At 63.7% G+C, this 19,639-nt stretch carries 24 protein-coding genes and 1 pseudogene; 8 read left to right on the top strand and 17 right to left on the bottom strand.

The window, feature by feature from the left end:
- Positions 1-22 precede the first annotated feature (22 nt).
- Both ACZ2GY_RS03220 and ACZ2GY_RS03225 read right to left on the bottom strand, forming a co-directional pair.
- Positions 23-784 carry a maleylpyruvate isomerase family mycothiol-dependent enzyme gene (locus ACZ2GY_RS03220; protein WP_471672968.1) on the bottom strand — a complete coding sequence of 254 codons (762 nt, stop codon included), beginning with the start codon at positions 782-784 and terminating at the stop codon, positions 23-25.
- Complete coding sequence (locus ACZ2GY_RS03225; protein WP_346028624.1) at positions 781-1,482, bottom strand: HAD family hydrolase; 702 nt, start codon at positions 1,480-1,482, stop codon at positions 781-783. Before ACZ2GY_RS03225 ends, ACZ2GY_RS03220 begins: the two co-directional genes overlap by 4 nt.
- 123 nt (positions 1,483-1,605) lie before the next feature.
- Here ACZ2GY_RS03225 and ACZ2GY_RS03230 point away from each other — a divergent pair, with 123 nt between their 5' ends.
- The gene (locus ACZ2GY_RS03230; protein ID WP_056550403.1) at positions 1,606-1,968 is read left to right on the top strand and encodes an Asp23/Gls24 family envelope stress response protein; all 363 of its coding nucleotides are present in this window, start codon (positions 1,606-1,608) and stop codon (positions 1,966-1,968) included.
- Positions 1,969-2,008: 40 nt separating this feature from the next.
- On the opposite strand, the gene ACZ2GY_RS03235 is transcribed toward ACZ2GY_RS03230, so the two are convergent.
- Together ACZ2GY_RS03235 and ACZ2GY_RS03240 are read right to left on the bottom strand one after the other, a co-directional pair.
- Positions 2,009-2,191 (bottom strand): hypothetical protein, encoded by a 183-nt coding sequence (locus tag ACZ2GY_RS03235; protein ID WP_471672969.1) that lies wholly within the window; start codon positions 2,189-2,191, stop codon positions 2,009-2,011.
- A gap of 18 nt (positions 2,192-2,209) precedes the next feature.
- Positions 2,210-2,476: pseudogene (locus ACZ2GY_RS03240) on the bottom strand (isochorismatase family protein); the annotation flags it as partial.
- On the opposite strand from ACZ2GY_RS03240, the gene ACZ2GY_RS03245 reads away from it, so the two are divergent.
- Positions 2,421-3,782, top strand: coding sequence for an MFS transporter (locus tag ACZ2GY_RS03245; protein WP_471673533.1), 1,362 nt, complete (start codon positions 2,421-2,423; stop codon positions 3,780-3,782). The pseudogene ACZ2GY_RS03240 and the gene ACZ2GY_RS03245 overlap by 56 nt on opposite strands.
- 83 nt (positions 3,783-3,865) lie before the next feature.
- Here ACZ2GY_RS03245 and ACZ2GY_RS03250 read toward each other — a convergent pair whose 3' ends face one another.
- Complete coding sequence (locus ACZ2GY_RS03250) at positions 3,866-4,654, bottom strand: DUF4386 domain-containing protein (RefSeq protein WP_471672970.1); 789 nt, start codon at positions 4,652-4,654, stop codon at positions 3,866-3,868.
- A gap of 122 nt (positions 4,655-4,776) precedes the next feature.
- Here ACZ2GY_RS03250 and ACZ2GY_RS03255 point away from each other — a divergent pair, with 122 nt between their 5' ends.
- Complete coding sequence (locus tag ACZ2GY_RS03255; RefSeq protein ID WP_277356986.1) at positions 4,777-5,445, top strand: TetR/AcrR family transcriptional regulator; 669 nt, start codon at positions 4,777-4,779, stop codon at positions 5,443-5,445.
- A 378-nt stretch (positions 5,446-5,823) separates the two neighbouring features.
- On the opposite strand, the gene ACZ2GY_RS03260 is transcribed toward ACZ2GY_RS03255, so the two are convergent.
- Positions 5,824-6,606, bottom strand: a complete 783-nt coding sequence (locus tag ACZ2GY_RS03260) for an alpha/beta fold hydrolase (RefSeq protein WP_471672971.1) — start codon at positions 6,604-6,606, stop codon at positions 5,824-5,826.
- A gap of 78 nt (positions 6,607-6,684) precedes the next feature.
- Positions 6,685-7,041 carry a hypothetical protein gene (locus ACZ2GY_RS03265; protein ID WP_056550394.1) on the bottom strand — a complete coding sequence of 119 codons (357 nt, stop codon included), beginning with the start codon at positions 7,039-7,041 and terminating at the stop codon, positions 6,685-6,687.
- Between the two features lie 266 nt (positions 7,042-7,307).
- Here ACZ2GY_RS03265 and ACZ2GY_RS03270 point away from each other — a divergent pair, with 266 nt between their 5' ends.
- From ACZ2GY_RS03270 to ACZ2GY_RS03285, 4 genes are all read left to right on the top strand, one after another.
- Positions 7,308-10,274, top strand: a complete 2,967-nt coding sequence (locus ACZ2GY_RS03270) for a DEAD/DEAH box helicase (RefSeq protein WP_471672972.1) — start codon at positions 7,308-7,310, stop codon at positions 10,272-10,274.
- A 232-nt stretch (positions 10,275-10,506) separates the two neighbouring features.
- The gene (locus ACZ2GY_RS03275; protein ID WP_471672973.1) at positions 10,507-10,764 is read left to right on the top strand and encodes a helix-turn-helix transcriptional regulator; all 258 of its coding nucleotides are present in this window, start codon (positions 10,507-10,509) and stop codon (positions 10,762-10,764) included.
- Positions 10,761-11,090, top strand: coding sequence for a HipA N-terminal domain-containing protein (locus ACZ2GY_RS03280; protein ID WP_471672974.1), 330 nt, complete (start codon positions 10,761-10,763; stop codon positions 11,088-11,090). The genes ACZ2GY_RS03275 and ACZ2GY_RS03280 overlap by 4 nt, the downstream gene beginning before the upstream one ends.
- Positions 11,091-11,197: 107 nt before the next feature.
- The gene (locus ACZ2GY_RS03285) at positions 11,198-11,371 is read left to right on the top strand and encodes a hypothetical protein (RefSeq protein WP_471672975.1); all 174 of its coding nucleotides are present in this window, start codon (positions 11,198-11,200) and stop codon (positions 11,369-11,371) included.
- Between the two features lie 47 nt (positions 11,372-11,418).
- Here ACZ2GY_RS03285 and ACZ2GY_RS03290 read toward each other — a convergent pair whose 3' ends face one another.
- A complete protein-coding gene (locus ACZ2GY_RS03290; protein ID WP_471672976.1) occupies positions 11,419-12,276 on the bottom strand; it encodes an SDR family oxidoreductase in 858 nt (285 codons plus the stop codon).
- A 15-nt stretch (positions 12,277-12,291) separates the two neighbouring features.
- Positions 12,292-12,738 carry a nuclear transport factor 2 family protein gene (locus tag ACZ2GY_RS03295; RefSeq protein ID WP_471672977.1) on the bottom strand — a complete coding sequence of 149 codons (447 nt, stop codon included), beginning with the start codon at positions 12,736-12,738 and terminating at the stop codon, positions 12,292-12,294.
- Positions 12,739-12,792: 54 nt separating this feature from the next.
- Here ACZ2GY_RS03295 and ACZ2GY_RS03300 point away from each other — a divergent pair, with 54 nt between their 5' ends.
- Positions 12,793-13,440 (top strand): TetR/AcrR family transcriptional regulator, encoded by a 648-nt coding sequence (locus ACZ2GY_RS03300; protein ID WP_471672978.1) that lies wholly within the window; start codon positions 12,793-12,795, stop codon positions 13,438-13,440.
- Between the two features lie 34 nt (positions 13,441-13,474).
- Here ACZ2GY_RS03300 and ACZ2GY_RS03305 read toward each other — a convergent pair whose 3' ends face one another.
- The 8 genes from ACZ2GY_RS03305 to ACZ2GY_RS03340 all read right to left on the bottom strand — a co-directional run bounded on the left by ACZ2GY_RS03305 (position 13,475) and on the right by ACZ2GY_RS03340 (position 19,599).
- The gene (locus ACZ2GY_RS03305) at positions 13,475-13,735 is read right to left on the bottom strand and encodes a Txe/YoeB family addiction module toxin (RefSeq protein ID WP_277356979.1); all 261 of its coding nucleotides are present in this window, start codon (positions 13,733-13,735) and stop codon (positions 13,475-13,477) included.
- The gene (locus ACZ2GY_RS03310; protein ID WP_471672979.1) at positions 13,732-13,983 is read right to left on the bottom strand and encodes a type II toxin-antitoxin system Phd/YefM family antitoxin; all 252 of its coding nucleotides are present in this window, start codon (positions 13,981-13,983) and stop codon (positions 13,732-13,734) included. Before ACZ2GY_RS03310 ends, ACZ2GY_RS03305 begins: the two co-directional genes overlap by 4 nt.
- A gap of 98 nt (positions 13,984-14,081) precedes the next feature.
- Positions 14,082-15,551, bottom strand: coding sequence for an amidohydrolase family protein (locus ACZ2GY_RS03315; protein WP_471672980.1), 1,470 nt, complete (start codon positions 15,549-15,551; stop codon positions 14,082-14,084).
- Positions 15,552-15,620: 69 nt separating this feature from the next.
- Entirely contained in the window at positions 15,621-16,151 is a 531-nt protein-coding gene (locus ACZ2GY_RS03320) for a DoxX family protein (protein ID WP_277356976.1), read from the bottom strand.
- A gap of 38 nt (positions 16,152-16,189) precedes the next feature.
- Positions 16,190-16,555 (bottom strand): hypothetical protein, encoded by a 366-nt coding sequence (locus ACZ2GY_RS03325; protein WP_471672981.1) that lies wholly within the window; start codon positions 16,553-16,555, stop codon positions 16,190-16,192.
- Complete coding sequence (locus tag ACZ2GY_RS03330; protein WP_471672982.1) at positions 16,552-17,529, bottom strand: DODA-type extradiol aromatic ring-opening family dioxygenase; 978 nt, start codon at positions 17,527-17,529, stop codon at positions 16,552-16,554. The genes ACZ2GY_RS03325 and ACZ2GY_RS03330 overlap by 4 nt, the downstream gene beginning before the upstream one ends.
- A 19-nt stretch (positions 17,530-17,548) precedes the next feature.
- Complete coding sequence (locus tag ACZ2GY_RS03335; RefSeq protein WP_471672983.1) at positions 17,549-18,370, bottom strand: citryl-CoA lyase; 822 nt, start codon at positions 18,368-18,370, stop codon at positions 17,549-17,551.
- Positions 18,367-19,599: a CaiB/BaiF CoA transferase family protein gene (locus ACZ2GY_RS03340; protein WP_471672984.1), complete on the bottom strand. Its 1,233-nt coding sequence runs from the start codon at positions 19,597-19,599 to the stop codon at positions 18,367-18,369. The genes ACZ2GY_RS03335 and ACZ2GY_RS03340 overlap by 4 nt, the downstream gene beginning before the upstream one ends.
- Positions 19,600-19,639 lie beyond the last annotated feature (40 nt).

Consider the following 19,639-nt stretch of genomic DNA (forward strand, 5'->3'; position numbering starts at 1 on the left):
AGTCCTCGCTGAATCCGGCACTTCAGGTGGTTGCGGCCAGGCGCCGTCGTAATTCTGCTGCCAAACCGGCGTCGCCAGCTTGAATGGGCAGCGGTTCGCGGCCCCAGAGCCACAACAGAATGTCGTTGGGTTCCCCGCTGATACTGGCATCGGGGGAGGAGCCTGCCGCATCGGCGGAAATCTCGACGTCGTGAGGCAGCAGGTGAACCGACCAGGATGCACCGCCGCTTTCCAGGATCAAATGTCCGGTGACTTCAGCAGGACCGGAATCCGTGCCCGCCGACCGCCCGCGCTCGAACATGACTGTCAGCACCTCGTCGATCCCGTCGACTGCGAGCTCTGTCTCGACCGGCTGCGGATCGCCCAGGGCTGCTTCGAGGTCGTAGCGGTGGATCGAGGTCTCGTGCGTCAGTCGGCGAATCCAGAAACCCACGGTCTGATCCTCAGCCACCCACGATTCCGCAGGGCCCGAGGGGTCATGGGCATCGAATTCGCCAGTGATCCGCTGGTAGCAGGTCTCCAATATCTCGGCCGGACCCAGCTGCAGAATGTCCTCCGGAACCCAGCGGCCCTGCGGCTTGGCGCCGGTGCGGATGGTCTCGGCTTTCTGCAGGTACACGAGCGCGGTGTGCCGGACCAGCTGTTCGACATCCCAGTCCGGACAGGCAGGAATCCGGGCCGCGGCGTCGGCGGAGCGTGTGAGCTCCAGAAGCCGCGCGAAGTCCTTCTCCATCAGCTCCCGGTAGCGGGCAAAGGTGAGGGCGTAGGGATAATCGGGCTTCATCCGCCGGTTGCTTTCGCCAGTTCAGGAACCTCTCCGGCGAGGACGGCGTTCAGCAGCTCCCGGACGTTCTCAAACACATAGGCCGCACCGGCGTCGCGCAGTTCAGCTTCGCTGGTTCCGCCGGTAGTGACGGCGATGGTGCGCATGCCGAGCTTGTTGGCGGCGAGGACGTCCCAGACGGCGTCGCCAATGAACACTGCTTCTTCGGCCTTGAGTTCTCCGACGCCGAGTGCTGCTTCGAGGATGTCCGGGGAGGGCTTGCTGATGCCGGTGTCGGTTGCGGTGGTGGCGCCGGTGATCGCGTCATCCGCATCGATCACCTTCTTCAGGACGGCCAGCTCCTCGTTGTTCGCGGACGTGGCCAGCACGACGGCGAGGCCCACTTCCGCGCAATGATTCAGTAGGTCCCGGGTGCCGTCAAACGAGCGGATGGCAGGCCACTGAGCTGAGAACAGCGCCCCGTGGGTGTCCTTGAGCTCCTCGTCCTGGCCGGTGTCCCGGCCCTCGCCGATCAGGTGCTCAATGAGGGTGGAGCCACCCATCCCGATGGTGCGATGGATGCTGGCCATCGGAACGTCGTGACCGAAGCGGCGGAAGGCTTGCCACCACGCGAGGGTGTGCAGGTAGTTCGTGTCCACCAGCGTGCCGTCAACGTCGAACAGGACGCCGCGTACGCCGTCGTCGTGCGGTTGTGCCATTTTTCCACCTACATCGTCGTCGGGTAAGTCGCCGTGCAATAGGATGTGCTCCAATACGGGTGTATTGGCGGTAACTCACCAACAGGATCCCGGACTATCCACCTTGTCTCAGAAGGAATACCCATGTCGAGTTACTCCACCCAGAATCGTGCCCCGTATCCCAGCGAACAGCCCTTCGCGGCCGCCAGCACCCGCCGGTCTCCGGGCATGAGCTATGCGGGGTCGGACTACGAGGGAAAGCGCGCTGCCCAACTGTCTCTTGCCTATGGCGTACTCGGGATGTTCCTGTTCTGGTTTGTCTTCGGGCCGCTCGCGATCAGCTCGGCGAACAAGGCTGAGCGGATGGGTGAACCGGCAGCCGGCGGGCGTCTGCTGGGGTGGGTCGCGATTATTCTCGGCGCGCTGAGCATTCTGCTCATCATCGGCTGGGTGCTGTTCTTCGCTGCCGCTTTCACGAGTGGATTCTCCACCGGTACCAGCGTCTGATTTTGAGGGCAGCGGTCACCGTTACCCGACTAACGCGTAGTCACTGACTCCCAACTGCGGCCGTCTGCGCCGGTGCAAGCAGGTCAGCTGTATTCACGACGGCGGCAAACTCGCCGTGCAGATTCACGGCAGTCATGTGGTAGATCGCGTCCGCTGAAACATCATCGCCATCCGGACCGACGCGGTTGAAGGTATGCGTGGCGTCAAGCGCGAATAAAACCATGTAGCCCAGATTGCCTCCGACGCGGGCTGTGGTTTCGCAGCAGTGATTCGTGGTGATTCCGCAGATAACCAGTTCGGAGATGGCGTTCTCCTGCAGCCAGGCGTGGAGATCAGGGGTGCCGTGGAAGCTGGAGTTGACGCTTTTGTGTACCAGCAGGTCCGGTGTGCCGGTGATGAAGTCCTTGAACGCGTGTCCCGGATGGTCGGGGTGCAGGGGAGACTCCGGATCTGTGGAGTCATGCCGGACAAAGACGACGGGGCGGCCGGTTTCCCGCCAGTGGGTCAGGAGCGTCGGTCAGAGGAATCCCAAGAAGGCCGCGATGAGCGGTTGGATCGGGAGCGCGCTCGAGTACTACGACTTTGCGTTGTACGGGCTCGCCGCAACCTTGGTCTTCCCCGCTATCTTCTTCCCGTCCGAGAATCCGACGGTGGGAATCATCGCCTCCCTTGCCACCTACGCCGTGGGATATGTAGCCCGTCCGGTCGGCGCTGTGGTCCTCGGTGCGTACGGTGACCGGCACGGCCGCAAGCAGGTGCTGGTCGCTGCGATGCTGCTGATGGGCTTCGCGACCTTCGCCGTCGGTCTGTTGCCCACGTTCGGGCAGGTAGGTCTCCTCGCGCCCGCCCTGCTGGTGGTCCTCCGCCTGATCCAGGGGTTCGCGGTTGCAGGTGAGCTCGGCGGAGCCAGTGCCATGATCGTCGAGCACTCACCCGATGCCCGGCGTGGATTCTTCGCAAGCTTCAGCCTCCAGGGCACGCAGGTCGGGTCAATCCTGGCTACCGGTGTCCTGCTCTCACTCGCTGCCATCCTTCCGGATGCCGAGTTCGAGGCCTGGGGCTGGCGCATCCCGTTCCTGCTCAGCGCCCTGGTGATCCTCGCCGGTTACTACATCCGCCGTCGGGTGGAGGAGCCTCCGGCATACCAGGCCCAGTCTGCAAGCGGAGAGACAAAGCGCCGGTTCCCGCTGGTCGAACTGCTGCGCACCTACCCCTGGGTAGTGGTTCGCTGCATCATCATGACCTTCACCAATGTCATCGGTATGGCAACGCTAATTTTCGGCGTCGCTTATGCAACGCAGGATGGGTACGGCATTGGCTACTCAAGCGATGATTTCCTCTGGGTGACCCTCGTAGCCAACGTGGTCGCTGTGTTGACCATCCCGACATTCGGCGCGCTGTCGGACAAGATCGGCCGGCGAACTCTCATGGTGGTTGGCGGGCTTGGCGGAGGCCTGCTGGCAGGAGGGTACTTGTGGGCCATCGATCAGAGGAGTTTGCTGCTGGTCTTTGTGTGCGTCGTGATCGTGCAGGGGCTCTTCTTTCAGATGTGGAACGCCACCTTCGCCACGTTCTTCCAGGAGCAGTTCCCCATGCGGATCCGCGTCACCGGTTTTGCGGTGTCGCAGAACGTCGGGCTGATGATCGCGTCATTCTTCCCGAGCGTCTTCACGGCCATTGCTCCGCCGGGTTCATCGAACGTGCCGATGGTTATCGGGCTGACTACGTTCGGTATCTGCGTGCTTTCCGCAGTGGCAACACTGCTGTCCCCTGACACCAGGAGCAAGTCGCTCGAAGACCTCGAAGGCTCCTAGACCAGCAAGGGCAGGATCTGCCCTTGCTGAACCACGGATGTTCACGGAACGTACGACGACGTCGCTGAAGTTATTGCCGCCTCTCACCAGGCCGGCGCTGGCGTCACTTGTGCCGGCAGCCGGCCCGCCACGCGCGGAGTGCGGACACCGATGATGAGTAGGTACAACACCATCCAGATTTCTGCGATGGCCGGCACAATGCCTAGGTAGCTATGAATCTGCGTTGCGAGTGCGGGAAACAGGAACGCGAGGGCAACATCGACCAGATAGCTGGCTGTGGCCAGGATGAGGATGAAGCCAAGTGCCTTCGGGAATAGCTTCGATTTGATCACCAGGTAGCCCAAGGGTGCCAACCACAACCCGAAAAAGACCTGTGCGGCAAGGATGCCGTAGTGCTGAATGTCCAGCAGCAGAAGCACCAGTGCGTTGGACCCCAGCAGCCCGAAGGCATCCGTATAGGAGCCGTTTGTTGTTACCTGGAGCGCCACATAGGTGAAGACTGCACTGACCGCAATGATGCCGGCGGCGACGATCACAGCCAGCACCATGAGACGGCCCGCATGTTTGCCTGCGTGCTTGAGCAACAGGTAAAGCGTCACCGCCGTCAGGAGAAAGAAGACGGCGTCCACGAGGTGGGAAACGACGCCGATCCGCACGAGTGTGGGGTTCTCCGTCATGTTGCCGGCGGTTGCCGCCGCGTCACCGGCGACATAGAGGAAGGGGTCCATAAACCCCGCAGCGAAGCCGCCCGTGATTCCTACCAGGAGGTAGAACACTCCTGCAATCCTCGCAAGGCGCTTGGGTGACGCCGGCGTAAGCCTCGACGATGCCGGTGCCGGTGCCTCGGGGAGAACCCCGTGTGAATTACTCATAACCGTTCCTTTGGTGAATCCGTGAACAGTTTCACGGAATGTGTACAGCGTACACGCAGTAGTGTACTAAGTACACGAGAAGTAAGTGGGAATTTTCGATGGCCGAGCGAAAAGGGGACGAGATGTCAGAAGCGAGCACTAACGCCGGGACACGCCGTCGACCCCTCACCAGGGAGCGCGTCGTTCAGGCTGCCATTGCGCATGCGGACGCTGCGGGACTGGAGGGACTGACAATGCGCCATGTCGCCAAGACACTGAACGTCGCTCCCATGGCCCTCTATCGCCATATCTCGCACCGGGATGACCTTATCGATGCGATGATCGACATCGTCTTCGGTGAGATTCCGGTTCCTCCTGTGCAGGGGGAGTGGAAAACAGCAATGCGGGAACGGGCGCTCTCGCTCCGGGACGCACTTGCGCGCCACCGGTGGGCGATCGGACTGATGGAGTCACGAAGGCGGCCTGGAGCTGCCAACCTGCGTCATCATGACGCGGTCATCGGCAACCTCCGTGGGGCAGGGTTCGATATGGCGATGGTGGCACACGCCTACTCGCTCCTCGACGGATACATTTACGGCTTCGCACTCACGAAGATGAGTATGCCCATCGATACCCCAGCCGAAATCGAAGCGATGGCGCAGGACATGTTTGAGCCGTTTCCTGCCAATGAGTACCCAAACCTGGCGGCGTTCGTGACGGACCACGTTCTGCAGCCGGGCTATGACTTCGCGGAGGAATTCGAGTACGGCCTCGACGTGATCCTGGACGGACTGGAACGAGCCCTCAGTTAGAGCCGAATGCCCTTCGACGGTACCTTTGCGACCTTCAATCCGGACATCAGCTGCCAGTGACGGACCAGTCGCGAGCGTCATGTGCTCGTCGTCGGCGGTAATAATCCCCAAAGCTATCCCGTGAGGGCAAAGGGAGACGAGAATAAACGGCAGCGGGATGTGATCTGGACGGAGATCTCCCGCGAGGCGGGGCCCGTTTCCCCCGATGTGGCCCCGCCGCCTCACTGCCTCCCTTCCCAAGGAATCAGCAAGCCCCGCGGGTGATGATTGTGCTGGGGGCGGCCGTCATGACCTGACGGACGTTCTCACCGGGCAGGGTCCGCTTGCTCAGCCTTCGGCAGCGGACCGGCCCGGTCACCTGTGCTCCTGGTCGAAGGCTTACCAACCCGTTGAATCCAGAATAAAGCGCGCGGCTTCCTCCGGCTGGTCCCAGTGGGGGAAGTGCCCGCAGTTCTCGAAGACGTGCAAGGTGGCGTCCGGGTAGAGCGACATGGCGACTGCCGCTTCGCTGAGCGGAGTCACCTTGTCCTGCCGGCCCCAGCCGAACGCGAGGTTGCCCTTGAGTGTGCCCTGCGGCGCACCCAGCTGCCGCGGCCCGTGTGCTAGTGACCTGCGCGCCTCATCGAGACTGGGGGAGGTACTGAATCCGCGAAGCTCCGTGAGCACCAGGTCCGGATCGAGTTTCCACGGAGCCGCCGAGAACTGCGCGAGCAGTGCGGTACGGCCCGCAGCCTGCTTGACCAGTGACGGCAGGATGGACTGGATCCGGCGCACCAGCGCGATGGACGCCGTGATGGTGCTGTTGAAGATGCGCACCTGGGTGTCATTCCAGAATCCACCGGGATCCAGCGCCACGACGTTGCCCGTGTGCCCGCGGCGAGCCATCTCGACCACCATGCGCGCACCCATCGAACTGCCGACAATGTCAGCATCCTCAAGGCCCTCCTCGCGAAGGAACCGTTCGACGGCGGCGGTCAGGGTGTCAATGGTCACCTCACCTGTGAGGGGCTCGCTCTTGCCGAATCCGGGCAGATCGACGGCGATGACCTCACGCTTTTCCTGCAGCATGGGAAGGACCGGATCCCAGTTACGGATGCTGGATCCGAGTCCGTGGACGAGGACAAGCGGTGTGCCGGAGCCGGTTCGTTCGGTGTTCAACATGTGGATCGTGTTCCTTCCGTCGCAAGGCTGTTCGTCGTACCAGGGCCTGTGGATGCCTCGCGTCCGGAGATGAAAGCTCTACCGCCAGAACACCGCAATGATGATGTTGAGCAGCGTCAGGCCGCCAATTACTCCCAGAATGGCGGACGGCACTGCGTCCTTCTTGCGGTTGATGAAAGCCAGTACGACGACGGCGACCATCACCAGGAGCTTCACTCCAATTTTGATGTTGTCGACTTCCGCCAGATCTCCGGCTTCGAGAACGCCGACCAGTCCCAGCCCGGAGACCAGCTGAAGCCAACTGCCGTGCATGATGCCCGGTGTCACCACGGCCCCGCCGGTACGCATGCTCCGAATCTGCGCGATGACGCCACCCAGGATGGCAGCAAGACCGACAAAGTGCAGAACGAGGAGCAGGTTGCGCAGGAATTCCATGGCACCAGCTTAGGTCGTGGTCTCCTCACCCGCGGGGTACGGCGAGACCGGCACGCTCGGTGCGCTGCCGGTCAGCAAAGCGCACCGGTATCCTTGAGGTGATGCCATTCGACGCTCCAAAAACACCAGCAAAACCGCCTGCGCAAGAGGCACCCACAGCGCCTGCATCTCCCGACTGGCAGCGTAGCCTCGACTCGCTCCTGAACCCGAAGCCTGCTGCGCCGGTTAATACGTACTCAGCCAGCGGCTACTCCGCCCGTTCACCCGTGCCTGCGGTTCCCCTGGCGCTCTCCTTCGAATTGCGTGAAGACGCACCGCGTTCCTCGCCCAGCCGGTTCAAGCGGCAGGACCCGGGCGTGCATCTCTACATCCGACCCGTGCAGCGCAGCGCCGGCGGCACCTGGATCACCGGCCAACTGCGCTGGCAGAGTTTCTTCGCCGGGTATAACAGGGCAGGCTTCGAGGACGCGCACTGGGACTGGATGTCCACCTTCGCAGCAGTTCGCACGCGGAGTGCAGGTTCGGGTCAGGGCCCCGGTGAGACAATCCGGGTGGACGATTTCCGGAGCCCGCTGCTGTGGGACCTGTTGGTGCGCGGCCGCGAGGCGGGAGTGCAGTTCATCACCGCTGGAAGCGGGAAGGTCACGCTCCACACCACCGCGGACGTAAGCCTCAATGTGCAGGCCAACGGCGGTGGACTGATCCTCGCGCCCCACGTGGAGGTTGATGGCGATGCCCTGGATCCGACGTCGATCGGTCTGGTCGGTTCGCCGGTCCACGGCATCTTCTGGTGGGACTCGGAGGACGCACAGGCACCGCTGTCCGACCGGAATATCGGACTTGCGCCCACGTCCACTCCGATTCCGGGGACCCTCCGTTCCCTGGTGACTGCGCAAATTCCGCTGCAGATTCCCGAAACCGGCCGGGAGGCTTTCCTCCAGGACTACTATCCGCAGCTGCACCAGCAGGTGAACCTCATCTCGAGGGACGGCTCGGTTGAGTTGCCGGAGATCCCGCCGCCTTCCCTGCTGCTGGAAATCAGCTACGCGCCCACCGCAACCGGCTCGCGCCGTCGTGCCTCCGATTCCCCCGCGCAGACTGAGGCAGTGCGGTTGAGCTGGTCCTGGGAGTACACCCAGGGAGGAACGACGACGGCGCACCCGCTTCCCGACGACGGCACGGGCCACCGGGACCAGCCGGCGGAAGCCGGCACCCTGGCCGCCGTTGCCGGCGTGCTCGACGGTTTCCGCGCAGCCTGGTATGACGCCTTTCCGCGGCCGGCGGACGGCTTTCCGGGCCGGCCGGAACCGAGGGAACTGCACGGCGTGGCCGCCGCACGGTTCGTCGCCGAACTGGTGCCGCAACTCGAAGCTCTCGAACAGGTGCGCGTTGTGCAGAGCGAGGACGTCCCCGACTACACGGAGCTGACAGAGCAGCCAACGGTTTCCGTGAGTACCAGCGAGACGGACGACCGCGACTGGTTTGGCCTCGGCGTCAGCGTCTCGCTGGGCGGCACGGAGGTTCCGTTCGGCGAGTTGTTCCGAGCGCTCGCCCTCGACGAGGACCACCTGCTGCTGCCTGGTGGCGGCTACTTCTCGCTGGACCAGCCGGAATTCTCCCAGCTCCGCCGGTTGATCGAAGAAGCCCGGGCGCTGCAGGACAAGGACACTGCTGAGCTGCGGATCAGCCGCTTCCAGGCAGGCCTGTGGGAGGAGCTGGCGGACCTCGCAGCCACTGCCGAACAGGCCGAGTCCTGGCGGAACTCGGTGTCCGCGCTGCTTGAGCTGTCCGAGGTGCCTGCCAGGGACGTGCCGGCCGGAATTCAGGCAACGCTGCGGCCCTATCAGCAGGAGGGCTTCAGCTGGTTGGCCTTTCTCTGGGAGCACGGACTCGGCGGCATCCTGGCCGATGACATGGGGCTCGGAAAGACGCTTCAGGCGTTGGCGCTGATCGCGCATACGCGGGAGACGCACACGCGGGAAGCGGGGCAGGAAACGCGGCCATTCCTTGTCGTCGCTCCCACGTCCGTGGTGCCCAACTGGGCGGCCGAGGCTCACCGGTTCGCGCCGAACCTGCGCACCGAAGCAGTAATGGATACGCTCCGCCGCAGCGGTGCCGATCCTGCCGTGCTGGCGACCAGCAACGACGTCGTAATTGTGTCCTATACGCTGTTCCGGCTGGATTACGAGGCCTACGCCGCACAGGAGTGGGCAGGGTTGATCCTGGACGAGGCGCAGTTCGTGAAGAATCCGGTGACCCGGGCCAGCGAGAATGCGCGGGACTTCCCGGCGCCGTTCAAGCTGGCGATTACCGGCACACCGATGGAAAACAACCTGATGGAGCTGTGGTCGCTCTTTGCGATCACCGCCCCGGGCCTGTTTCCCAGCTCCAGAAAGTTTGCGGAGTACTATCAGCGGCCCATCGAGAGGGAGTCCGACGCCGAGAGGCTGGCTCAGCTGCGGCGCAGGATTCGTCCGCTGATCACCCGCCGCACCAAGGAGCTGGTGGCGAGGGACCTTCCGCCCAAGCAGGAGCAGGTGCTCGAACTTGAGCTTTCTCCCCGGCACCGCACCATCTACCAGCGGCACCTGCAGCGTGAGCGCCAGAAGGTGCTTGGCCTGCTCGCTGACATGAACAAGAACCGGTTCGAGATTTTCCGGTCGCTGACGATGCTGCGGCGGTTGAGCCTGGACGCGTCGCTGGTGGATGAGAAGTATGCAACGGTTCCATCGAGCAAGCTGGACGCGCTGTTCGAGCAGCTTGAGGACCTTGTTGCGGAGGGCCACCGGGCGCTGGTGTTCAGCCAGTTCACCGGGTTCCTGGCCAAAGCAGTTGAACGGCTGGAGGCAGCCGGAATGGACTATGCCTATCTGGACGGAAAAACCCGCCGACGTGCGCAGGTGATCGAGAAGTTCAAGTCCGGAGAAGCGCCCGTCTTTCTGATCAGCCTGAAGGCGGGCGGGTTCGGTCTGAACCTCGCCGAAGCGGATTACGTCTTCCTGCTGGACCCGTGGTGGAACCCGGCCAGCGAAAACCAGGCGGTGGACAGGGCGCACCGGATCGGGCAGCAGCGCAACGTGATGGTGTACCGGCTGGTGGCAAAGGACACCATCGAGGAAAAGGTGATGGCGTTGAAGGAGAAGAAGGCGAAGCTCTTCACTGCAGTAATGGACGACGACGCCATGTTCTCTTCCGCTCTCACCGCCGGCGATGTGCGGGGCCTGTTTGAGTGAGACGCTGGCGGTACTGCTTTTCTAGAGTGGCACGCAGCGTCTAAACCAGTAGGGCGACCGGCATGATCGTGCCGTTTTATCGGTTTTGACCTCAAAACCTGGCTGCTCAGGACAAATAGACACGAATCGGAACGTTCGTACCGTTTGATGCTCGATTGCCGTTGAAAAGCTCGTCAGGGGCCCACATACTGAAAGAATCGGTACGATCGTGCCGGACGAGGAGTGGATAAAAGTGGCTTTCGAGCAGACTCTTGCGGAATCCGTGCGTGCCCGGCGCGTCGCCGAGCAGCTCACCCAAGCTGATCTCGCTGACCTTGCCGGCGTTTCGGAACGATTCGTCCGATCCGTTGAACACGGGAAGCCGACGGTCAGGTTGGAGTCGCTGCTGGTGGTCCTTCGCACACTGGGACTAGATCTCGCTGTCACGGGCTGGCGCCGCGAGACGCAGGGCGCTGGAGGGCCCGAGTCGCAGGGCGGTGGCATCCGATGAAATCATTCGAGGATGTCAAGGGTCAGCGGCAGGCTGACGTCTACAAACGGGGTGTCCTCGCCGCCCAACTGGAACGGTATGAAAGCGGGACACGGTTCAGCTATCTGCCGGAATACCTTGTGACGGGCGGTCCAGCAGTGGCGGCATCGCTACCGCTGTCATCCGAAGCCGTGATCCTGACCGGTGGCGCTGTGCCCCCTTTTTTTGCTGGTTTGCTGCCTGAAGGGCGCCGCCTCTCATTGCTGCGCAGGGCCGTAAAAACGTCGATGGACGATGAACTGTCCCTTCTGCTCGCAGTGGGAGGTGACACGGCGGGACCGCAATAGCGCCGGTCTATGACATTCCGTCGACCGTGGTTTACGGAGACAGATCACTTGCTTTGCCCATAGCGGGGAAGCGGACAGGTATCTCGCGCAAGCATCTTTTGAGGTGGATGGAGGATGTGGGCCTGCCGCAGCGGGTAGCCGATCGGGTTCTCGACATTGCTTTGAATGCGACCGGGACTCTGATTGACGACCTTCGTGGGGGAGCGGTTCCTTTCTCGGACGCCGAGATCAGGAGTTGGGTGAAGGAACTGAAGAACCGCAGGCGGCTGGTCGAGGAGTAAGGCTCGCGGCGGGGCATGCAAATTCTCACCAAACGGCAGAAACAATTTCAGCCCACGTGCTGGACCGTGGCGCCGAGGAATTCCCTGAGCGAGGTCCCTTTCACGCCGTAGGTCCCCGCCATGCCCGTCATGTCCATCGGGGAATCATAGGTCTCCAGTGCGGTGAGGAGCTGCACGATGAATTCCGGCATCCCGGGTACCGGTTCACCCAGAGGAACTGTGCGGACCTCCACCGGACGGCCCAGGAACTGCTCGAACGTCGCGACGGCGTCCCGCCAGGAGAGCGGTTCCGGACCGCCCACCCGAAGGATCTGGTTCTCGGCTGCCTGAGAGTGGAGCGCCGCGAGTGCGTAGGCGGCGACGTCGGACACGGTGATGAACGAATGCCTGCGTTCGCCGGAGCCAACCAGCGTGACAGGGCCACCCGACAGCGCCGGACCCCCGACGACGCCCATCAGCAGGAGGTCGATGTACACGTTCGGCTGGATCGACGTCCAGACCATGCCGGATTCGGCAAGGTGCTTTTCCGTCTTTCCCTTCGCCTGAAGCAGCGGCATGGTGCTGGCGGGGTCCGCGCCAAGCGACGAGATGAAGATGAACCGCCGGACCCGCTCGGCAGCGGCGGCATCCACCAGGTTGCGGTTTCCGGTCAGATCCACTGACTCGACGGTGTCGGCACCGCCCCGCGCCGTCGAATTCGCTGTGGTGATGACGGTGTCGACGCCTTTACATGCTTCCCTCAGGGAGTCGGGATCCTTGAGGTCACCGAGGGCAACCTCCGTGGTCGGCCCGAAATTGCCCACAGCATCCGGCCGGACAAGGACACGGACAGGTTCGCCCTGCTGAATGAGTTGCTGTGTAATGAGCCCGCCGAGCTTGCCGGTGGCTCCGGCTACGAGAATCATGATGCTTCCTTTGGGTTAGCGGTCCAGTTGGTGAGTGAGAGCGGCGGTGACGCCCCGGGCGTCGTCGTCGACCGGTTCCAGAAAGAATCGGGCGCCGGTGATCGCCTCTGTCCCGACGGTGAAGATAACGACGCCGCGCAGCAGCTTGGCAGAGCCGTCGCGGCCGGTGCCGCGATGCTCCCATTCGGTCCAGACCACCTGACCGTCGATGGCCGCGCTGACAACGCTTGTCTGGATATCGGGAAGAGATTCGAAGATGGTGCGCCAGTTCTGCCGAACCTGGTCCACTCCGGTGAAGCTGCGTGCCGGGTGGGCCGGTGTGATGTTGACGTAGTCGTCCGCGAAACAGGCGGTGAGGGCATCGAGGTCGTGGTCGTTGACGGCGCTGACGAGCCTGTCGATTACCCGTAGCGGGCTCCGCTGCGGGTCATCTGCATGAGGGTGTTCCTGGTTGCCGTTCATCGGCTAACCTTTCATTACAGTGCTTTGTACCCAATACCAAGTATGGAGCTGGCAATGCCTCCGGTCAATGGCCGTCGCCCCTATAATTCAAGCCGCCGAAAGGCACTCGCAGAACAGACGCGCGCCATGGTTCTTAATGTCGCGGAACAGCGGTTTCTGCAGGACGGCTACGCGGCGACAACCGTGGCCAGCATTGCCGCAGCGGCGGGCATCTCCGCGGAAACTGTCTACAAGTCGTTCGAGAACAAGTCAGGGTTGGTCCGCGCCATCTACGAGCGCGGTTTGACCGGCACGGGTGAAACTCCCGCCTATCGACGCTCGGATGACATCCGAGAACGCATCGATGATCCCCGGGAGCTGATGCACCAGTGGGGCACCCTCACGGCTGAAGTGGCGTCGACAGTCACCCCGATCCTCCTGCTCATCCGCTCCGCAGCCGCGACAGACTCGTCGATGGCCGGACTGTTGGAGGCTAGTAACGCGCACCGCCTGGAACGGATGAGGCATAACGCTGAATTCCTGGCCGAACGCGGTTTCCTGAAGGAAGGGACCACCCTCTCGGACGCCATCGATGTGCTGTGGACGGTCAGCTCCCCGGAGCTTTATGAACTGCTGGTGCTTCAGCGCGGATGGACGCCGGCCCAGTTCGCAACCTTTGTCGCGGACACCATGAGTGCGGCGTTGCTTCCGCCGCGGACCTAGGGTGAGCCCCAGTCTTTGAGCGCACCGGAGGTGTTCACCTGCTGTAGTGGTACCGGCACTGGGCGATACGGACTTCCTGCTCCACCACCTTGTACACGAGCCTGTGCTCGTCGTTGATCCGTCGAGACCAATACCCCTGAAACCCGTGCTTCAGGGGCTCGGGCTTTCCAATTCCTTCATTCCCGTTCCGCTGCACGTCCCGAATGAGTATATTGATTCGTTTGAGGATCTTGCGGTCTTCAGTGTGCCACCAGAGGTAGTCCTCCCACGCTGACTCGTCCCAGACCAGCGTCATTCGGCGAGCTCGTGGGTCACACCCTTGCTGCTTTCAAGGTTGTCGATGGCACCAAGAAGTCGCCGGGCGTTCTCCGGGCTGCGGAGAAGATACGCGGTTTCCTTCAGCGACTGGTAGTCGTCCAGCGAAACAATGACGACGGGGTCCTTGCCGGCACGGGTGATCACCACTTCTTCACGGTCATCGAGCACTGCGTCAAGAGTGGCAGCGTAGTTCGCGCGGGATTCAGAATAGGTCATGGTTTTCATTGTCACCTCCTTGCGTACAGTTTATTGTACGCAAGGAGCGTGCTCCCGTGAACACCTCGATGACTTTCAGTGAGCTTCTCCCACGGCGAAGGAAGCAGTCAGGCGGGTAGGTCTGCCGCCTTCGCATGCGTGGACGCGTCCCGGTAGTCGGTGTACATGTACGGGTTGTCCAGGATCTTGGTCTCCGGGACGTCCGGGTTCATGCCCTTCTGCCAGGCCTCTTCACCGAGGGTCGAGCGCAGGTGCTCCACGGTCGACTCCACCTTCGCTCGGATTCCGGGCAGGTCCGCACCGATCAGGCGGTGGTTGTGCTTGACCACCCGTCCGTTGACCAGCACGGTGTGTACGTCACCACGCCCGGCCTGCAGCGCCACATGCCCGTAGGGGTTGAGCAGAGGGAAGGACGTAGGAGAGTGATCGTTCTTGACAAGGACGACGTCGGCCTTCTTCCCCACCTCAAGGCTCCCGACCGCGTGGTCCAGGGAGAGCGCCGCAGCGCCTCCGCGCGTAGCCCAGTCCACCACGTGCTCAGCGCGCAGCGCCGAGTGGGTGATGGTGTCGCCGGCTTCGTGCGCCCGCATGTGCTCGTAGGATCGGTCTGCGCCGAGGGTAGTGCGCATCGCGACGAACAGGTCGCTGCTGAACCACACACTGGTGTCGATGGACAGGGACATCGGAATGTCATGCTGGCGCAGAACCCACGACGGCGGATACCCCTGACCGCAGCTCTGCTCGCTCTCGGTGGACAGGGACACAGACCCGCCGGTGGCGGCGATGCGCTGGTAGGAATCGCGGCTCAGCGTCGCGGCATGGACGTAGACCGTGCCGGGCGTCATGAAGCCGTGTTCGTGCATCAGCCGGACGCCGTCGTCGTTGGTTGCTCCCCACACGCCCGCGTGGGTGGTGACGGGCAGATCCAGTTCGCGGGCCACCTCAAACGCGCCCTTTTCCGGGAAGGATGGATCGCCGGTGACATCGAACGCCAGCTGGAACTTCAGCATGTCCGAGCGCGGGTTGCTACGCTCCACAAAGCTCTTGAAATCCGGGTTCGAGGTCCACTCGGCCGGCCCCGCGAAGATGTTGCCCGGCGCAAAGACGAAGCGGCCGCCGGTTCCCTCGAGGGCTTCGAGCGCGGCCTCGGCATGGTCAAGCGTGCTCAGCCCGTGGGACCAGTCGACACTCGTCGTGACCCCGGCGTCCAGCGCATCCCACGCCGAGAGCAGGTTGCCGGCGGCGATGTCCTCGGGCCGGAATGCCGTGCCGTGCTCCAGGTAGTACCAGACGAAGTACTGGGTGAGCGTCCAGTCGGCGCCGTAGCCGCGCATCGCGGTCTGCCACATGTGCCGATGGGTGTCGATCATGCCCGGCATCACGATCCCGCCGGACGCATCGATCTCCTCCGTACCCTCCGGCACCTCCAGGGACTGGCCGATAGCCTCGATGTTCTCACCGACAATGAGCACGTCGGCATCCTGCAGGACCCGCTTGGCGCCGTCCATGGTCAGCACGGTTCCGTTGCGGAAGACGATCGGACGGCCCGGCTGGGGTGCTCGCGTTTCAGTGGTCATCGTTGACTCCTTTGAGTAGGGGTAGGTGTAAGGAAAGGTGGGGAGAGACTGGGGTTGGTGCCGCCGTCGTCATGTTGGTTGCCCTGCCGGACGGCGGTTCAGGACAACTTTGAGGAACACTGCCGCGGAAAGGCCGGCCAGTACGACGACGGCGAGCCCGACGGCGGTGCCTCCCAGGAACGGTGCCGCCTGGGGATAGGCGGTGGTCAGCAATGCATCCAGTGACCAGGCGCCGGCGCCGGTGAAGGCAAGGACGATGCCCAGGACTGCGAGGACGTAGGGGTATTCGCCTCCCTTTTTGGCGTTCCAGAAGGAACCGGCGCTGAGTTGGGAGGTGGCACCGGCAACCGCCATGGTTCCGGCTGCTGCCGCCGCTCCCAGCGGGGTGAAGAGACCGAGCAGCAGCGAGACGGCGGCCAGGGCTTCAGTGATGCTGGCCAGAAGGACCATGGGCTTTCCGGGGCGCAGGCCCAGTTGCTCGAAGGCACCAGCCATGGTCGTGAGGCCGAGCCCCTGGAACCAGCCGAGCGACTTCTGGGCGGCATGAACCAGCAGAACCAGGCCCAGGAGGAGCCGGAGGAGGAGGATTCCTTCATGCATGGTGGCCGCCGTCGTCGTCGGGATTATGTTGGTGGTTGTTAGAGGGCGATGGAGGGGTACGGTTTGCCGGTCCAGCCCTGGAGGCGTTTGGCCCAGGCGAGCTGGTAGGACAGCGGTCCCCGTTCCTTCGCCCAGTCCTCGTCGAACAGTCCGATGAACAGGGTGAGGTAGAGGAAGAAATGGGCGCCGTACTCGAAGAGCCACTCGTAGTCGTAGGTTTCCAGGGCGCGGCGTTCGTCGTCGGTGAAGGACAGCCAGGTTGTCTTCTCCGCAGAGTTGAGCCACTGGCCGATCTCCGCTTCCCAGTCGGTGATGGTGGCGGCGGGGTCGGCCTTGTAGCGGGCCACCCACGCCGGGTCGCGGTCCACGGTGTAGAGGAACTTGTTGACGTAGTACTTGCTCACGCCGGGACACCTTCCTTTGATTCCTTGCTGGTTTCTGCGCCGGCTTCCGCGGTGGCGTAGACGGGGCCGAGGCTGGCGTGGGAGGACCGGGCTGCGCGCTCGGCGGCGGCGGCCAGCTTCCCGGTTTTGTTCGGGTACCACGTCATGTACATCTCGCGGGTGTGGAAGAGGTCGAGCTGGTCAACGTAGTCCGCGTTCTGGGGGCCCACGATGCCCATCATGAGGATCAGGTCCATGAACCCGTGGGTGGCGTTGCCGGCGGCGGCCATCGAGTCATGGGTGACGCTGGCGAGGATGGCGTCGATGTTGCCGGTGGAAAGCCATTCGATGGCCTGGGCATCGAACACGGGGTCCGGGCCGTGGTTCCCGAACATGCGTGGTCCGCCGAGCTCCAGGGACAGGTGGCCCGTGCCGATGGCGGCGACCTTCTTGTCCGAGGGCCACGCGTCGATGATTGTGCGGATGGCCCTGCCCAAATCCCAGAACCGCTTCGGCGAGGGCATGGGCGGAGCGAAGATGTTCGTGTAGATGGGGACGATGGGCAGGTCGGCCTGCGGGCGGACGGTGATGATCGGGCAGACGATCGAGTGGTCGATCTTCAGTTCATGGCTGAAGGAGAAGTCGAATCCGGCGTCCAGCAGGCCCTGGTGCAGGTAATTGGAGAGCTCCAGGTCGCCGTCGAGCAGGTAGGTGGGGAGGCCGAATTCGCGTTCCTCGTTGTAGAAGGTCGCGTCGTACTTCTCCTGCTTGCCGATCAGGAAGGTGGGGTAGTTGTCGAGGAAGAACTGGTGGAAGTGGTCGGCTCCGACCATCACCAGGACGTCCGGCTCGGCGGCGGCCAGGGTCTCCCGGTAGGCCTCGACCTTGCGCTGCCACTCGTCGGCCTGGGGGAGCCGGTTCTCGGAAGTGTCGGTGGTGGCCTTGAGGTAGAACGGGTGGTGGGTGCTGGCCAGTACGGCCGTCAGATCAGCCATGGGATGTCCTCTCTCCTGCTCAGGCGCTCTGGTCGGGGTCCACATAGACCGCGTTGCGGTCCACGGTCATATAGACGTCATTGGCGATGGGGTTGCGCTTTTCCTCGGCAATCTGGCCCAGCAGCCCGGCGGCGCGGGCCAGCAGGGCGAAGCCGCGCAGCAGATCGGTGGGCAGGCCCGCATCGGCGAGTGCTGCTCCACAGACTCCGGCACCGTTCAGGGGAAGACGGCGGCCGAGGGCGGTCTCGCTCATCCGGCCAATGGCCTCGAACAGGCGCAGGTGTGGGCCACGCAGTCCTTCCTCATCGGCGATGCCGATGAGTACGGGGGTGCGGGGGTCGCCGTCCTTGTGGTTCGGGTGCCCGAGCCCAGGAACAAACTTGCCCGCCGAGCGCTGGGTGCGGATGGCGTCCAGGGCCATCGCGTCCCAGCCAGCGTCGTCGTCGGGCAGGTCGCCGTCATGGGCAGCGAGGGTGGCGGCGAGGAACTGTCCGCAGTCCTCGGTGACGCCGAGGAATCGTGATCCGCCGCCGAGGAGGCCCGCGGCCATCGCGCCCTGGATGGAGTCCGGGGCGCTGAGGTAGGTGAGGCGGGCGGCGATGGCCGTGGGGGTGAAACCGTGGTCGGCCAGGGCAACGAGGACGGATTCGAAGACACGCAGTTGGCCGGGGGTGGGGCGGCGCATGGCAACCAGCCAGTAGGCGAGTTCGCCGAAGCTGATCTTGCCCATAAGGTCCTGTGCCAGGTCCTGGCCGAGGAGGTTGATCTGGGTGGGAGTGGAGGTGCCCAGCGACGTGGGGAACTGCGGCGTCGTTCCGGTCTTTTCGGGGGTGACGGTCATCGGGTTTCCTCCTGTGAGGCTGAGGCCCCTGCGGTGGTGGGATGTGCTGTCCGGGCTGCACCGGTCTGGGCGCCGAGCCAGGCGCGGATCTGATCGCTGTGTTCGCCAAGTTCAGGCGGGGCCAGGTCGTAGCGGGCGGGAGTGGCGGAGAAGGTGATCGGGTGGCGCACCACGGGGACGGCGCGGTCGCCGGTGCCGGCGGTGGCCACCGGTTCCAGCCCGAGTTCCTTGGCGTATTCGACGCCCTGACCGATGGTGTTGATGGGACCGTTCGGTACGCCGACCGCGTTGAGTTTGGTGAACCAGTGCTTGGCGGTGTTGGTCTTCAGCCGGTCGACGAGCAGTGGGCGCAGTTCCTCCCGGTTGGCCGTGCGGTCGCCGTTCTCGGCGAACCGTGGGTCATCGGCAACGTCGGGGATCTCGAGAACCTCGCACAGTTTGCGGAACTGGGCGTTGTTGCCGGCGGTGACGATGAGGTCGTCGTCGGCGGTGGGGAGCGGTTCGTAGGGGAACAGGCTCGGGTGGGCGTTGCCCATGCGGTGGGGGACCACGCCGCCGGCCACGTACGCGGTGGTCTGGTTAACGAGCCCGCTCATCGCCGAGGCCATCAGGCTGGTCTCCACATGCTGGCCGACGCCGGTGGCATCGCGGTGGCGCAGGGCGGCAAGGATGCCGATGGTTGCGTGGAGGCCGGCCATGACATCGAACACGCTGATGCCGGCGCGGTACGGGCTGCCGTTGGCGTCACCGGTGAGGCTCATGAGGCCGGACATGGCCTGGACAATCAGGTCATAGCCGGGGAGCGAGGCCCCTTCGGCTGAGCCGAACCCGCTGATGGAGCAGTAGATCACTGCGGGGTTCTCCTCGCGCACCGAGGTGTAGTCCAGCCCGAACCGCTTCAGCCCGCCGGGCTTGAAGTTTTCAATGACGACGTCGGCACGGCGGGCGAGTGCCTGCGCGGTGGCGCGGTCGTCGTCGTTCTTGAAATCGAGAACGATGGACTTCTTGTTGCGGTTGATGGCGGTGTAGTAGGTGGAGACGCCGTCGGCACGGACCGGGGGGACCCAGCTGCGGGTGTCGTCTCCGCCGGGGCCTTCGACCTTGATGACTTCCGCGCCGAGGTCCGCCATCAGCATGGTCGCGTAGGGGCCGGCGAGCACGCGGGAGAAGTCGGCGATCACCACGCCCTCGAGTGGTCGGGCGGTCGAGGAAATCTCTGGGTCTGACACGGAAGACCTTTCCGGTGGAGGAGGTTCTCGGGTAGAGTGT

Source organism: Arthrobacter sp. KKT183 (genome assembly GCF_055657625.1).